This is a genomic window from Nonomuraea sp. NPDC048916 (assembly GCF_040649575.1).
In the GTDB taxonomy this organism is placed as follows: Bacteria; Actinomycetota; Actinomycetes; order Streptosporangiales; family Streptosporangiaceae; genus Nonomuraea.
Genome location: NZ_JBEZFS010000028.1, coordinates 45,123 through 59,204 on the forward strand (window position 1 = coordinate 45,123; position 14,082 = coordinate 59,204).

The 14,082-nt window shown below is 70.7% G+C and carries 12 protein-coding genes; 6 read left to right on the plus strand and 6 right to left on the minus strand.

The window, feature by feature from the left end:
* Positions 1-16 precede the first annotated feature (16 nt).
* Both AB0C16_RS27500 and AB0C16_RS27505 read right to left on the minus strand, forming a co-directional pair.
* Positions 17-292 carry a TauD/TfdA family dioxygenase gene (locus tag AB0C16_RS27500; RefSeq protein ID WP_357686853.1) on the minus strand — a complete coding sequence of 92 codons (276 nt, stop codon included), beginning with the start codon at positions 290-292 and terminating at the stop codon, positions 17-19.
* Positions 187-540 (minus strand): TauD/TfdA family dioxygenase, encoded by a 354-nt coding sequence (locus AB0C16_RS27505; RefSeq protein ID WP_357686890.1) that lies wholly within the window; start codon positions 538-540, stop codon positions 187-189. Before AB0C16_RS27505 ends, AB0C16_RS27500 begins: the two co-directional genes overlap by 106 nt.
* Before the next feature lie 287 nt (positions 541-827).
* Between AB0C16_RS27505 and AB0C16_RS27510 the strand changes: the two genes are divergently transcribed.
* Positions 828-3,338, plus strand: a complete 2,511-nt coding sequence (locus AB0C16_RS27510; RefSeq protein WP_357686854.1) for a DNA topoisomerase IV subunit A — start codon at positions 828-830, stop codon at positions 3,336-3,338.
* Between the two features lie 278 nt (positions 3,339-3,616).
* The gene (locus tag AB0C16_RS27515; protein ID WP_357686855.1) at positions 3,617-6,664 is read left to right on the plus strand and encodes a glycoside hydrolase family 3 N-terminal domain-containing protein; all 3,048 of its coding nucleotides are present in this window, start codon (positions 3,617-3,619) and stop codon (positions 6,662-6,664) included.
* Positions 6,665-6,712: 48 nt separating this feature from the next.
* On the opposite strand, the gene AB0C16_RS27520 is transcribed toward AB0C16_RS27515, so the two are convergent.
* Entirely contained in the window at positions 6,713-7,084 is a 372-nt protein-coding gene (locus tag AB0C16_RS27520) for a VOC family protein (protein ID WP_357686856.1), read from the minus strand.
* Positions 7,085-7,135: 51 nt separating this feature from the next.
* Between AB0C16_RS27520 and AB0C16_RS27525 the strand changes: the two genes are divergently transcribed.
* Positions 7,136-7,699 (plus strand): thioredoxin family protein, encoded by a 564-nt coding sequence (locus AB0C16_RS27525; protein ID WP_357686857.1) that lies wholly within the window; start codon positions 7,136-7,138, stop codon positions 7,697-7,699.
* Between the two features lie 10 nt (positions 7,700-7,709).
* Here the strand turns inward: AB0C16_RS27525 and AB0C16_RS27530 are convergent, their stop codons facing one another.
* Entirely contained in the window at positions 7,710-8,024 is a 315-nt protein-coding gene (locus tag AB0C16_RS27530; protein ID WP_357686858.1) for a hypothetical protein, read from the minus strand.
* A gap of 138 nt (positions 8,025-8,162) precedes the next feature.
* On the opposite strand from AB0C16_RS27530, the gene AB0C16_RS27535 reads away from it, so the two are divergent.
* Both AB0C16_RS27535 and ligA read left to right on the plus strand, forming a co-directional pair.
* On the plus strand, positions 8,163-8,657 hold the full coding sequence (locus AB0C16_RS27535; RefSeq protein ID WP_357686859.1) for a carbonic anhydrase: 495 nt from the start codon (positions 8,163-8,165) through the stop codon (positions 8,655-8,657).
* A gap of 43 nt (positions 8,658-8,700) precedes the next feature.
* Positions 8,701-10,848, plus strand: coding sequence for an NAD-dependent DNA ligase LigA (ligA, locus tag AB0C16_RS27540; protein ID WP_357686860.1), 2,148 nt, complete (start codon positions 8,701-8,703; stop codon positions 10,846-10,848).
* Between the two features lie 158 nt (positions 10,849-11,006).
* Here ligA and AB0C16_RS27545 read toward each other — a convergent pair whose 3' ends face one another.
* Complete coding sequence (locus tag AB0C16_RS27545; RefSeq protein WP_357686861.1) at positions 11,007-13,073, minus strand: DNA topoisomerase IV subunit B; 2,067 nt, start codon at positions 13,071-13,073, stop codon at positions 11,007-11,009.
* A 247-nt stretch (positions 13,074-13,320) separates the two neighbouring features.
* On the opposite strand from AB0C16_RS27545, the gene AB0C16_RS27550 reads away from it, so the two are divergent.
* Positions 13,321-13,545, plus strand: coding sequence for a hypothetical protein (locus AB0C16_RS27550; RefSeq protein ID WP_357686862.1), 225 nt, complete (start codon positions 13,321-13,323; stop codon positions 13,543-13,545).
* 87 nt (positions 13,546-13,632) lie between these two features.
* On the opposite strand, the gene AB0C16_RS27555 is transcribed toward AB0C16_RS27550, so the two are convergent.
* Positions 13,633-13,770, minus strand: coding sequence for a hypothetical protein (locus AB0C16_RS27555; RefSeq protein WP_357686863.1), 138 nt, complete (start codon positions 13,768-13,770; stop codon positions 13,633-13,635).
* Between the last annotated feature and the right edge of the window lie 312 nt (positions 13,771-14,082).

Below are 14,082 nucleotides of genomic sequence, written 5' to 3' on the forward strand. Positions count from 1 at the left end.
CGCCGTGAGGGGCCGGTCAGCGGTCGGCCTGCTCCGGGAAGGCGTTGATCGTGCCCCGGTGCATGCGGCGGCGCTCGGTGTGGTCGGCGACCGCGTAGCGCCGGGTGGGCCGGTTGTCCCAGAACGACAGGGTTCCGGGCCGCCACCACAGCCTGACCTGGTATTCCGGTGACCAGATGTGGTCGATCAGCAGGGGCGGCAGCGCCTCGTTCTCGCGGTCGGTGAGCCCGGCCGGTCTCGTCGTCGAGCCGCGGTTGACGAACAGCGCCTTGCGTCCGGTCTCGGCGTGCACGCGGACGCACGGGCCGCTCGATCGGCGGCGACTTCGCCTGGACCTCCTCCAGGTCGAACAGGTGCCCCTTGGCGATGGCCTTCCTCATCGACATCCCTCATCGACATCGTGATGTCGTGCACCGCGGTGAGCTCGTCGCAGAGCCGCTGGAGCGAGGGCGAGAGCGTCTCGTACGCCAGGCAGGTGTTGGCCCAGCAGGTGTCGCCGCCCACCCCGGGCAGTTGGACGCAGCGCAGCAGCGAGCCCATGGGCGGGGCCGGCTCGACGTGGTGTCGCTGTGCCACTCGTCGCCGCCCTCGCCCCGAGGGTCGCCGCGTCCTCCTGGGACAGCGGCTCGCGCAGGTCGACTCCGGTGACCTCGGCGCCGATGCGCTTGGTCACGGGATGGAACTCGATCATGACGCCCTCCGGAGCGGAAAAGCACTCCTATCGGAACGTAACGCCCAAGACATTGCTTGGTTAAGAGCGCGGGCGAGCCCTCCGCCGCCGTCGCGCGGAACCGAAGTGTCGCGGGCACTAGGGTTTCTTCGGCACAATGTTCGACATGGCCCGACGCACGACAACACCCCCTCCCGAGGATTTCGAGGAGCGGATCGTCGACATCGACGTCTCCTCCGAGATGCGCACGAGCTTCCTCGAGTACGCCTACTCGGTCATCTACCAGCGGGCTCTTCCCGACGCACGCGACGGCCTCAAGCCGGTGCAACGGCGCATCCTCTACTCGATGAGCGAGATGGGGCTGCGTCCCGATCGCGGCCATGTCAAGTCCTCGCGCGTCGTCGGCGACGTGATGGGCAAGCTCCACCCCCACGGCGACAGCGCGATCTACGACGCTCTCGTCCGCCTCGCGCAGCCGTTCTCCATGCGCCTGCCCCTGATCGACGGGCACGGCAACTTCGGCTCCCCCGACGACCTGCCGGCCGCCATGCGTTACACCGAGGCCAGGCTGGCCCCGGCCGCGATGCTGATGGTCGAGTCGCTCGACGAGGACACGGTCGGCTTCAAGCCCAACTACGACGGCCAGGAGACCGAGCCCACGGTCATGCCGTCGGCGTTCCCCAACCTCCTGGTCAACGGCACGACCGGCATCGCGGTCGGCATGGCGACCAACATGGCCCCGCACAACCTGACCGAGGTCGTGGCCGCCGCCCGCCATCTGATCAAGAAGCCCGACGCGACGCTCGACGAGCTCATGCGCTTCGTCCCAGGCCCCGACCTGCCGACCGGCGGCTCGATCATCGGCCTGCAGGGCGTCCGCGACGCCTACGAGACGGGCCGCGGCACCTTCCGCATGCGCGCCAGGTGCGCGATCGAGCAGATCACGCCGCGCCGCAAGGGCATCGTGGTCACCGAGCTGCCCTACAACGTCGGCCCCGAGCGCGTGGTCACCAAGATCAAAGAGCTGGTGACCAGCAAGAGGCTGCAGGGCATCGCCGACCTCAAGGACCTCACCGACCGGCACAAGGGCCTGCGCCTGGTCATCGAGATCAAGAACGGCTTCATCCCCGAGGCGGTGCTGGAGGAGCTCTACCGGCTGACGCCGATGGAGGAGACGTTCGGCATCAACAACGTCGCGCTGGTCGACGGCGAGCCGCGCACGCTGGGTCTGCGCGAGCTGCTGCGGGTCTACGTCGACCACCGGATCGAGGTCGTGCGCCGCAGGTCCGAATACCGCCGGCGCAAGCGCGAGGAGCGCCTCCACCTGGTCGACGGCCTCATCGTCGCGCTGCTCAACATCGACGAGGTCATCCAGGTCATCCGCGCCTCCGACGACTCAGCCCAGGCCCGCACCCGCCTGATGGACGTCTTCGACCTGACCGACATCCAGGCCGCCTACATCCTCGACACGCCACTGCGCCGGTTGACCCGCTACGACAAGCTGGAGCTCGACCGCGAGAAGCAGACGCTGTCCGACGAGATCGCCGAGCTGACCGGCATCCTGTCCTCCGACACCCGGCTGCGCCAGGTGGTCTCCGGCGAGCTGGCCGAGATCGCGAAGAAATACGGCACTCCGCGCCGCACGGTGCTGCTGGAGTCGTCCGGCCTCACCCGCACCGCCACGGTGGAGCTGCAGGTGGCCGACGAGCCGTGCCTGGCGCTGCTCTCCTCCACCGGCCTGCTCGCCCGCACCTCCGACGCCTCCCCGCTGGCCGGCGAGGGCGAGCGCACGGCGCACGACGTGCTGGTGGCCGCGGTCCGCACCTCGGCCAGAGGCGAGGTCGGCGTGGTGACGTCGCTGGGCCGGCTGATCCGCGTCCAGGTGGTCGACCTGCCCACGCTGCCGCCCTCGGCCAACCCGCCGTCGCTGTCGGGCGGCCATCCGGTGTCCGAGTTCGTCTCGCTGCAGCCCGACGAGACGGTGGTGGGCCTGGGCAACCTCGACCCCGACGGTCCCGGCCTCGCCCTCGGCACCGCCCAGGGCGTGGTCAAGCGGGTGGTGCCCGAATATCCGGCCAACCGCGACGACTTCGAGGTGATCACCCTCAAGGAGGGCGACGCCGTCGTGGGGGCGGTCGAGCTCGAGTCCGAGGCGCACGATCTGGTCTTCATCACCTCCGACGCCCAGTTGCTGCGCTACACCGCCTCGCTCGTCCGCCCGCAGGGGCGGCCCGCCGGCGGCATGACGGGCATCCGGCTCGACGACGGGGCTCGCGTGGTGTGGTTCGGCGTGGTCGATCCGTCTCTCCCCGCCCAGGTGGTGACCGTGGCGGGCTCGTCCACCGCGCTGCCCGGCACCCAGGTGGGCGGCGGCAAGGTGGCCGACTACGCGGAGTTCCCCGCCAAGGGCCGGGCGACGGGCGGCGTCCGCGCCCAGCGCTTCCTCAAGGGCGAGGACGTTCTGCTGCTGGCCTGGGCGGGTCCCGCCCCGGCCAAGGCCGTGTCCGGGGTGGGCAAGCCGGTGCCGCTGCCCGAGGAGCTCGGCCGCAGAGACGGCTCGGGCGTCCGCCTCACCCACACCATCGGGGCCATCGGCGGCGCCCTCGGCTCCAGTCCGGCCACCGAGGATCCGGTGCGGCCGGACGACTCGGCGCCGCCGGAGGATTAGGCGTCCCAAGGGATGGGGCAGCCCTCCTGCAGGGCTGCCTCCGTCGGGCGGTGATCGCTCTACTCGCGCTCCCCGGCGGTCATGTCCCTGACGGTGACCGAGGTCTCCCTGACGCGCGCGGGCCGGGGCCGCCATCCGGGCGACCAGCGCCCTCGCTTCCCGGCTTCCCGGAGGAAGGCTCTGACCAGCGCACTAACAGCGGCCTTCGCCCAGATGTTATGAAATGACCTCTCCTTCCGATCTCATCTGAGAGAGCGCTCTCTCTAGCGGGAGGTACCGTGTTCCGATTAAGAACCCCGATCTGGGCCGCCGTGGCCCTGCTCGGCTCGTTGCTCGTCGCCCCGCCCGCCCAGGCGGCGGCCGAGTCCACCATCACCGACTTCGAGGCCGACGGCCTGCCGCCGGGCGTCGTGGCCTGGGGCAACGACGGCCCGTCCACGCCCGTCCTGACCGTCGAGCCGGGGCCCGACCGGCCCGGCGCGCCCGCCACCAACCGCGTGCTCAAGTCGGTCTACACCGTGAGCCAGTGGGGCGGCTGGTCCCACGACCTCGCCGCCGCCCAGGACTGGTCCCCGTACGAGGGCTTCTCCTTCTGGGTCAGCGGCGCCGGAACCGGTCAGCGGATCTTCTTCGAGGTCAAGGACGGCGGTGGCGGACCGGACAACGCCGAGCTGTTCGAGGCGTCCTTCACCGACGACACCGCCGGCTGGCGGCAGGTGAAGGTGCCGTTCACCGACTTCGTCCGCCGCGCCGACTACCAGCCCGGCGGCGCGCCGAGCGACGGCGAGCTGGACCTGCTCGCCATGTGGGGCTACAGCATGCGGCTGCCGACCGCCTCCGGCACGCTGCTCTGGGACGACGTGCAGGTGTACGGCACGGCGCCGCCACGTCCGGTGCGGCTGGCCACGGACCGGCCGGTCTACCCGGTCGACGAGAAGGGCTCGGCGCAGGTGCGCGTCTCGGTGACGACGGCCACCGGCGACCCGCTCCCCGCCGACCTGACCGTCGGCTACCGCACCGGCGAGGGCACGGCGACCCCCGGCGAGGACTACACGGCGGTCGAGGGCACCCTGACCTTCCCGGCCGGCGCCGCCTCAGGCTCGGCCAAGTCCTTCACGGTCAGGACACGCGGCGACGGCACGGCCGAGGCCGCCGAGACCATCCCGATCGTGCTGTCGGGCACGGGCACCAGGCCGCCGGCCGAGAACCCGGCCATCGTGATCAACGCGCACGGGCTGCCGTACCTGGACTCCCGCAGGCCGGTCAAGCAGCGCGTCGCCGACCTCCTCGGGCGCATGACGCTCGACGAGAAGGCCGGCCAGATGACGCAGGCCGAACGCGGCGCGCTGGCCGGCCCGAACGACATCGCCGCCTACCGGCTCGGCTCCCTGCTGTCGGGCGGCGGCTCCACGCCTCCCACCAACACGCCCACGGCCTGGGCGGACATGATCGACGGCTTCCAGCTGCGGGCCCAGCAGACCAGGCTGCAGATCCCGCTCATCTACGGGGTGGACGCGGTGCACGGCCACAACAACGTGGTCGGCGCGACGATCTTCCCGCACAACGTCGGGCTCGGCGCCACCCGCGACCCGGGGCTGGTCGAGCAGACCGGCAAGATCACCGCTCGCGAGGTGAAGGCGACGGGCATCCCGTGGAACTTCTCGCCCTGCCTGTGCGTCTCGCGTGACGACCGCTGGGGACGCGCCTACGAGTCGTTCGCCGAGGACCCGGCCCTGGTGTCGCGGATGGCGACGATCATCGACGGGCTCCAGGACAACGGCGTGCTGGCCACGGCCAAGCACTACGTCGGCGACGGCGGCACCACCTTCGGCTCCTCGACGACCGGCGACTACACCATCGACCAGGGCGTCACCCAGGTCACCAGAGCGCAACTGGAGGCCATCCACCTGACGCCGTTCGCGGAGGCGGTCAGGCGCGGGGTGGCCGCCGTGATGCCGTCGTTCTCCAGCGTCGACTTCGGCCAGGGGCCGACGAAGATGCACGCCCATCGCGAACTGATCACCGACGTGCTGAAGGACCGGCTCGGCTTCAAGGGCTTCGTGATCAGCGACTGGCAGGCCATCGACCAGATCCCCGGCGACTACCCGAGCGACGTTCGCACCTCGGTCAACGCCGGCCTCGACATGATCATGGTGCCGTATGCCTACCCGGCGTTCGTCTCCACTCTGAAGGCCGAGGTCGAGGCCGGGCGGGTGCCGCTCGCCCGGGTCGACGACGCGGTCGCCAGGATCCTCACCCAGAAGTTCCGGCTGGGCCTGTTCGAACGCCCCTACGCCGACCGGTCACGGCTCGCCGACGTCGGCTCGCCCGCGCACCGCGCCGTCGCCCGGACCGCGGCGGCCAGGTCGCAGGTCCTGTTGAAGAACGAGGGCGGCCTGCTGCCGCTGCGCCGCGACGCCAAGGTGTACGTGGCCGGGTCCAACGCCGACGACATCGGCAACCAGTCGGGCGGCTGGACGATCACCTGGCAGGGCTCCTCAGGTCCGATCACACCGGGCACCACGATCCTGTCGGCCATCCGCTCCCGCGCCTCCGCCGTCACCTACTCGCGCGACGCCTCGGCGCCGCTGCCGGGTCATGACGTGGGCGTCGTGGTGGTGGGCGAGACCCCGTACGCGGAGGGGTTCGGCGATGTCGGGCGCCAGGGGCGCACCCTGGAGTTGCCGGCCGCCGACCGGGCCGCGATCGACCGCGTGTGCGGGGCCATGAAGTGCGTGGTGCTGGTCGTCTCCGGCCGTCCGCTGCTGCTGGGCGACCTGTCACGGGTGCCGGCGCTCGTCGCCGCGTGGCTGCCGGGCACCGAGGGCGCCGGGGTGGCCGACCCGCTGTTCGGCGCCGTGCCGTACACCGGGCGGCTGCCCTTCACCTGGTTCCGCACGATGGAGCAGTTGCCGATCAACGTGGGCGACGCGGCGTACGATCCGTTGTTCCCCTACGGCTGGGGGCTGCGCACCGACCGGGGCCGTGACCGGCTCAAGGCGGTCCGCGACCTGCTCGTCTCGGGCGACGGGCCGTCGAAGGCCGCGGCGGCGGCGCTGGCCCGCGCGCTGCCGGGCCCCAACTGGAACACCGACGGCACGGCACGCGACTCCCGGGCCGTGCTCGGCGCGGTGCGGGCCGCCGCGACGCTGCTCGACCGGTCGAGGACCGACACGTTCGCGCAGGGCGACGCCGTGGTGTCGGTGGCCAGGGATCTGGCGCAGGCCGCGGGCAAGCGCCCGGACCTGCAGGCCAGGGCGGACCAGAAACTGGCCGAGGGCAACCTCAGCGGGGCGGTGGACCTGCTGGCCCGGTCGATCGGCTGACGAACGGGGCGGTCCGGGAGGCGGCGAGCGGCCCTCCCGGACCCTCCGTCAGTCTCTGCAGAGGCAGAACGGGTGACCGGCCGGGTCGAGGAAGACGCGGAAGCTGTCGTCCTCGCTCGGCTGGTGGTCATGCTTGGTCGCGCCGATGTCGAGCACCGCCTTCTCGGCGGCGTCGAGGTCCTCGACCGTGACGTCGATGTGCAGTTGCTGGGGTCGTTCGGAGCGGGGCCAGATCGGCGGGCGATACTCGTCCACTCTCTGGAACGCCAGCCGGGCGGGCGAGCCGCCGTCGGTGACGACCACCCAGCCCTCGTCCTGGTAGTCGACGGGCCATCCGAGCAGTTGTGAATAGAACTCGGCGAGCTTGCGCGGATTGGCGCAGTCGATCACTGTCGTGCGGAATGCGGCAATGCCCCTCACTCCGTACCTCCGAAACGGTTGAAACGGTGCTAATCGAGGACAATAAACGGTATGGCTGTCAACTCTTTCATGGTTCCGCTGGGCACGCCCGCACCCTCCTTCGACCTGACCGCCGTCAACGGCGGCAGCGTATCGCTGGCCGACCTCAAGGGCTCTCCGGCCAGCCTCGTGGTCTTCCTGTCCAACCACTGTCCGTACGTGCGGCGCATCGAGAAGGGGCTCGGCGCCCTGGCCGCCGACTACGGCTCCCAATTGTCGATCATCGCCATCTGCAGCAACGACAGCGTCAATTACCCCGACGACGACGCCACACACCTGGCCGAGCAGGCCGCCCGAGCCGGCTTCACGTTCCCGTACCTGCTGGACGAGACGCAGGAAGTGGCCAAGGCCTATCACGCGGCCTGCACGCCCGACTTCTTCCTGTACGACTCGGGCTTCGCGCTCGCCTACCGGGGCGAGTTCGACGGCGCGCGCCCTGGTAACGACGTCCCGGTCACGGGGGCGTCGCTGCGGGCCGCCGTCGACGCCGTGCTGGCCGGGGACCCGGTGGACGAGCACCAGAACCCGTCGATGGGCTGTGGCATCAAGTGGAAGCCGGGCAACGCCCCCGCCTGACGGCGCGCGCTCAGGCGGACGCGGTGATGGCGGCGGGAAGGGCGAGGAGGAGTTCGTGGGGCTCTCCGCCCTGCCAGTCGCGGATCAGGCGGACGCCCGTCTCGCCCGGATCGAAGTCCTCGCACCCGAGCGGCCCGTAGCATCCCGCCTCATCCAGCAGCAGGATGAGCGGATCGTCGTCCGGCAGGCTCGCCGCGTAGGCCGCGGCGTCGAACAACGCCAGCGCCGATCTCGCGTTGCGGCCGCCGTCGTTGGACTCCACACGGTCGAGGAGGCGCCGGGCCTGGGCACGGAGGTACGCGGCGAGCGATTCGGACCTACTCACGACATCCTTCTTCGATCAATACTTTCGGCTACGACATCATCACGCATCGTGAGTGGTGATCGTGGGAGGTTCGTCGACTCCCGCCTGTCGGTACCCCCGCGAGTTTTCACCAAAGGGCCATGAGGGATTATTTGCGTCATGAGCCCGTTCGATGACCTACTTGCCGCCAACGCCGACTATGCGAAAACGTTCGGGAACTCTGATCTCACCGGCAGGGCGGCACGCGGGCTCGCGGTCGTGACCTGCATGGACTCACGCATCGATCCGCTCGGGCTGCTGGGACTGCGGGCCGGCGACGCCAAGATCCTGCGCAACGCCGGCGCCCGCGTGACCGACGACGTCCTGCGCACCCTCATACTGGCCGTCTACCTGCTGGGCGTCGAACGCGTGCTGGTGATGCCGCACACCGACTGCGGCATGGCCAAGGTCACCGACTCCGACGTGCACGACCTCACCCTGCAACACGGCATCGACACCCGGAGCCTGGAGTTCCACACCGTCCCCGACCAGGACGCCGCCCTCCTGCACGACCTCATGCGCATCCGCACCACCCCTTTCCTGCCGGACGACCTCCCGGTCGGCGGCGCGATCTACGACGTTCGCACCGGCAGACTGCTCCCCGTGGCGCTCTGACACGGCCCCTCGAAATGTCGGTGGCGCACGGCACGATGTGGCCATGACCGACGCGCCTCCCTTCACCCGCCTCGACGATCAGGCCGCCTACGCCGCGGCCGTCCAGCTCGCCGTCGACGCCAGCACCGCCTACTACGGCAGCGGTGACTCGCCGCTCGACGACGACGCCTACGACCGGCTGATGCGCGGCATCGAGGCCTACGAGCGGGCCCATCCCGACCAGGCGCTGCCCGACTCACCCACCGGCAAGGTGGCCGGCGGCGCGGTCGAGGGCGACGTGCCGCACACCGTCGCCATGCTCAGCCTCGACAACGTCTTCTCCGCCGAGCAGCTCGCCAGGTGGGTGGCGGGGCTCGAGCGCCGTCTCGGCCGGCCGGTCGAGACGTGGAGCGTCGAGCCCAAGCTCGACGGGCTGGCGATCTCCGCCCGCTACCACGACGGCCGCCTGGTCCAGCTGGTCACCCGCGGCGACGGCACCGCCGGCGAGGACGTCAGCCACGCCATCGGCACGGTGGTCGGCCTGCCCGCCCGGCTGGCCGAGGCGGTCACCATCGAGATCCGCGGCGAGGCGCTCATGACCGCCGCCCAGTTCGAGGAGGCGTGCGCCAAACGCACCGCACACGACGGCACCACCTTCGCCAACCCGCGCAGCGCCGCGGCCGGCACCCTGCGGGCCAAGGACCGCCCCTACACCTGCGAGCTGACCTTCTTCGGCTACGCCGCGCTGCCACTGCCACCCGGCGACGACTCCGAGCCGGCCCGGCGGCTGCGCGAGCTGCCGCACAGCCGCGTCCTCGACCTGATCACCGGCCTCGGCGTGGCCACCACCGCGGCCACTCCCGTCGCGGGCATCACGGCCACCTCGGTCGAGCAGATCCAGGCGCGCATCAGCGAGATCGCCGCCCTGCGGGCCGAGCTCCCCTTCGGCATCGACGGCATCGTCATCAAGGCCGACAGCGCCGCCGACCAGGCCGAGGCGGGCGTCGGCAGCCGGGCGCCGCGCTGGGCGGTCGCCTACAAGCTGCCCGCCACCGAGAAGATCACGAAGCTCGTCGGCGTGGAGTGGAGCGTCGGCCGCACCGGCATCATCGCCCCGCGCGCCGTGCTGGAGCCGGTCGAGCTCGACGGCAGCGTCGTCACCTACGCCACCCTGCACAACCCGGCCGACATCACCCGGCGCGGCCTCATGCTCGGCGACTCGGTCATCGTCTACAAGGCGGGCGACGTCATCCCGAGGGTCGAATCCCCCGTGGTCCACCTGCGCACCGGCGCCGAGAAGGCCATCGCCTTCCCCACGGCCTGCCCCCACTGCGACTCCGCGATCGACACCACCCAGGAGCGCTGGCGGTGCGTCCGCGGCCGAGCCTGCCGCGCCGTCACCTCCATCCTGTACGCCGCCGGCCGCGACCAGCTCGACATCGAGACCCTGGCGGAGAGCCGCATCGTCCAGCTCCTCGACGGCGGCCTCATCGCCGACTTCGCCGACCTGTTCTTCCTCACCCGCGAGCAGATCCTGGGCCTCGACCGGATGGGCGAGGTCAGCACCGACAAGCTGCTGGCCGCCCTCGCCGTGGCCAAGACCCGGCCGCTCAGCAGGGTCTTCGCCGCCCTCGGCGTGCGCGGGACAGGCCGCTCCATGTCGCGCCGCATCGCCCGCCACTTCGCCACGATGGACGCCATCCTGGCCGCCGACGCCGAGGCCGTCCAGGCGGTCGAGGGCATGGGCCCGGAGAAGGCGACCCTCCTGGTGGCCGAGCTGGCGGAGCTGCGCCCGCTCGTCGACAAGCTGGTCGCCGCCGGGATGAACATGACCGAACCCGGCGCCGTCCCCTTCTCGAACACCGCCGGCCCTCTCACGGCCTCCGCCGCGTCCGGCGCCACCGCCCCCACCGCCGAGGGCACCTCTCCCGCGCCCGGCGCGACCACCCTCACGGCCGTCGTCCAGCCGCTCGCCGGTCAGACCGTCGTCGTCACCGGGGCCATGTCCGGGCCGCTGGCCGAGCTGACCCGCAACCAGATGAACGAGCTCATCGAAGCCGCCGGCGGCCGCGCCTCCTCCAGCGTCTCGGCCAGGACCGACCTGCTGGTCGCCGGTGAGAAGGCGGGCTCCAAGCGCGCCAAGGCCGAGCAGCTCGGCATCCGCATCCTCACCCCGCCCGAGTTCGCCGCCCTGATCGGCGACTACCTCTGATTTACCTGGTCGCGGCGCGCGGGCCGGCTGTCGGGGCCGCCGCCTGGTAGTCGGCGTTCCTTGCCACCCGTCGCCGGGTCTCCCCGAGCGCATGCGAGACGAACGGCAGCGCGCCCAACGAGGACCGTCTCGCCGACCGGCACGCCGGAGCTGGTCGCTCAGGCGTCGATGTGGTCGCGGTCGACTTCGGCGGCGCTGTTGACGATGAACTCGCGGCGGGGCGCCACGTCACTGCCCATGAGGAGGCTGAAGATGCTCTCGGCCCCCTCGGCGTCCTCGATGCGGACGCGGCGCAGGATGCGGTGGCGAGGATCCATGGTGGTCTCGGCCAGCTGGTCGGCGTCCATCTCGCCCAGGCCCTTGTAGCGCTGCACGGGATCCTTCCAGCGCTTGCCACGGCGCTCCAGGTCGCGCAGCACCTTGTGCAGCTCGGCGTCGGAGTAGCAGTAGATGTATTTCTCCTTGCCCCTGCCCGGGTTGGTGAGCTCGATCCGGTGCAGGGGCGGGACGGCGGCGAACACCCGGCCCGCCTCGACCATGGGACGCATGTAGCGGTGGAACAGCGTGAGCAGCAGGCAGCGGATGTGGGCGCCGTCGACGTCGGCGTCGGCCATCAGGATGACCTTGCCGTAGCGGGCCGCGGCGAGGTCGAAGGAGCGGCCGGACCCGGCGCCGACCACCTGGATGATCGCGGCGCACTCGGCGTTCTTGAGCATGTCGCTCACGGACGCCTTCTGGACGTTGAGAATCTTGCCCCGGATCGGCAGCAGCGCCTGGAACTCCGAGTCGCGGGCCAGCTTGGCCGTGCCCAGCGCGGAGTCGCCCTCGACGATGAACAGCTCGCTGCGGTCGACGTCGTCGCTGCGGCAGTCGACCAGCTTGGCGGGAAGGGCGGAGTTTTCGAGCGCGCTCTTGCGGCGCTGGTTGTCGCGGTGCTCGCGGGCCGCGATGCGTGCCTTGGCGGCGGCGACGATCTTCTCCAGCGCGGCCCGGAGCGGCTGCTTGAAGCCGCGCGGCGGGTTGGCGAACAGCTCCTTGAGCTCGCGCGAGACGACGTGGGAGACGATGCGGGTGGCCGCCGACGTGCCGAGCACTTCCTTGGTCTGGCCCTCGAACTGCGGCTCCGGCACCCGGACGGTGACGACCGCGGTGAGACCCTCAAGGATGTCCTCCTTGGTGACCGGGTCGTCGCCGTTCTTGAGCAGCCGGGTCTCGCGCAGTTGCTCGTTGATCGTGCGGACCAGGCCGCGCTCGAAGCCGGTGAGGTGGGTGCCGCCCTTGGGAGTGGCGATCACGTTGACGAACGAGCGGACGGTCGACTCGTAGCCCTTGCCCCAGCGCACGGCCACGTCGGCGGTGAGCTCGCGCTGCACCTCGGTCGGCGTCATGTGGCCCTGGTCGTCGAGGACCGGCACGGTCTCGTGGAAATGGCCGACGCCCTGCAGGCGGAGCACGTCGCAGACGGGCTCGTCGCGGGCCAGGAACTCGGTGAACTCGGAGATGCCGCCGTCGAAGCGGAACTCCTCCTCGATGCGCTCCTCGTGCCTGCTGTCGATCACCGCGAGGGTGAGACCGGGCACCAGGAAGGCGGTCTGGCGGAGCCTGACGTGGATCTCGTCGAGCGACACCTCGGCGTCGGGCAGGAAGATCTGCTTGTCGGCCCAGAAGCGGACGCGGGTGCCGGTGACCCTCTTGGCCAGCTTGCCGCCGTCGCGCAGGCCGGACTTCTTCTTGAACTTGGCGGTCGGCCCGTCGCCGTCGAACACGCCCGGCACGCCGCGCCGGAAGCTGATCTCGTGGACCCGCCCGTCACGGTCGACCTCGACGTCGAGGCGCGAGGACAGGGCGTTGACCACGGAGGCGCCCACGCCGTGGAGGCCGCCGGACGCGCCGTAGGAGCCGCCGCCGAACTTGCCGCCCGCGTGGAGCTTGGTATAGACGAGCTCGACCCCGGCCAGGCCGCTCTTGGGCTCGACGTCCACGGGAATGCCCCGGCCGTCGTCACGCACCTCGATGGAACCGTCGGCGTAGAGCTCGACTTCGATGCGCGTGCAGTGGCCCGCGAGCGCCTCGTCGACGCCGTTGTCCACGATCTCCCAGAGGCAGTGCATCAGCCCGCGACTGTCGGTGGACCCGATGTACATGCCCGGGCGCTTGCGGACCGCTTCGAGGCCCTCCAGCACCGACAGATGACGAGCCGTGTAACCCGCCTCCACTAGCGTCACTCCAGCTCCTCTCGTCTAAGCATCGAACACCAGTGCGTAGCCTACCGTTCTTCCCCTACGCACGCGTACAAGCTTGCCACGCCGCCATGTTTGCCGTTACCAAGCGACTGATCATCATTACTTTCGGACACATTCTGCTCTCGGCGTATTGGTGCGGCGGTTGGGAACGTCCACGTCCGGTTAGATGTTGTCTCAAGTGACTGACGCCAGATCCTCGCCTCGGCGAGGGTGACCCGAAAGGCGATACGTGACTGGAGCTCTCGCCCCCGTTAAGCCGCTGACGGCCCTCGACCGCTGCGACCGTTGCGGCGCCCAGGCATACATTCGCGCGACCCTGCCCGTGGGCGGGGAGCTGCTGTTCTGCGCCCATCACGGGCGTCAGCACATTGCGGCGCTGCGTGACAAGGGCGCCGACATCCTGGACGAGTCGGCTCGGCTCAGCGAACCTTCGATAGTTGCCCCTAACGACTAGCGCTGATCGGCGCCGGTCGTGATGAGATAACCACATATAGCGTGGAGAAGGACGGCGATCCCGGCATTCGGGAGTCGCCGTTCTGCTTCACCGCACCCGGTAGTGATAGCCACCCCGCACCCCGAAACCCTCGCTCCGATAGAGAGCCTGAGCGGCCCGGTTGGGCTCGGTGACGGCCAGGTAGGCCGAGTTCGTGCCGCCTCGGCGCACCAGGGCACGCAGCACACTGCGGGCCAGCCCCCGGCGGCGCGCCCAGTGCGGCCATGCGGTAGATCCCGAGGGTCTCGCCCTGCGCCACCCCTCGCCCGACGGCGACCGGCACGCCGTCCTCCTCGATCGCGGCGTACCACGCGGGCACTCCCGTGCAGATGCGCTCCGCTGTGTCCATGTCGGCCCCGAAACGGCCGTCCACGGCCCCACCACGTCTCCAGCCACGCCTGCCAGGGACGGTCCTCGATCCGCAACCTCGTGGGCGGGCTCCGGCCTGGCCGTGCCCACCATGACGACGGTCGGGCCGACCAGTTCGTCAACCGCTTC

Coding starts and splice junctions, on each gene's coding strand:
- AB0C16_RS27535 (WP_357686859.1), top strand. CDS start 8,163: ATGAGCCCGTTCGATGACCTACTTGCCGCCAACGCCGACTATGCGAAA.
- ligA (WP_357686860.1), top strand. CDS start 8,701: ATGACCGACGCGCCTCCCTTCACCCGCCTCGACGATCAGGCCGCCTAC.
- AB0C16_RS27505 (WP_357686890.1), bottom strand. CDS start 540: ATGGGCTCGCTGCTGCGCTGCGTCCAACTGCCCGGGGTGGGCGGCGAC.
- AB0C16_RS27510 (WP_357686854.1), top strand. CDS start 828: ATGTTCGACATGGCCCGACGCACGACAACACCCCCTCCCGAGGATTTC.
- AB0C16_RS27525 (WP_357686857.1), top strand. CDS start 7,136: ATGGCTGTCAACTCTTTCATGGTTCCGCTGGGCACGCCCGCACCCTCC.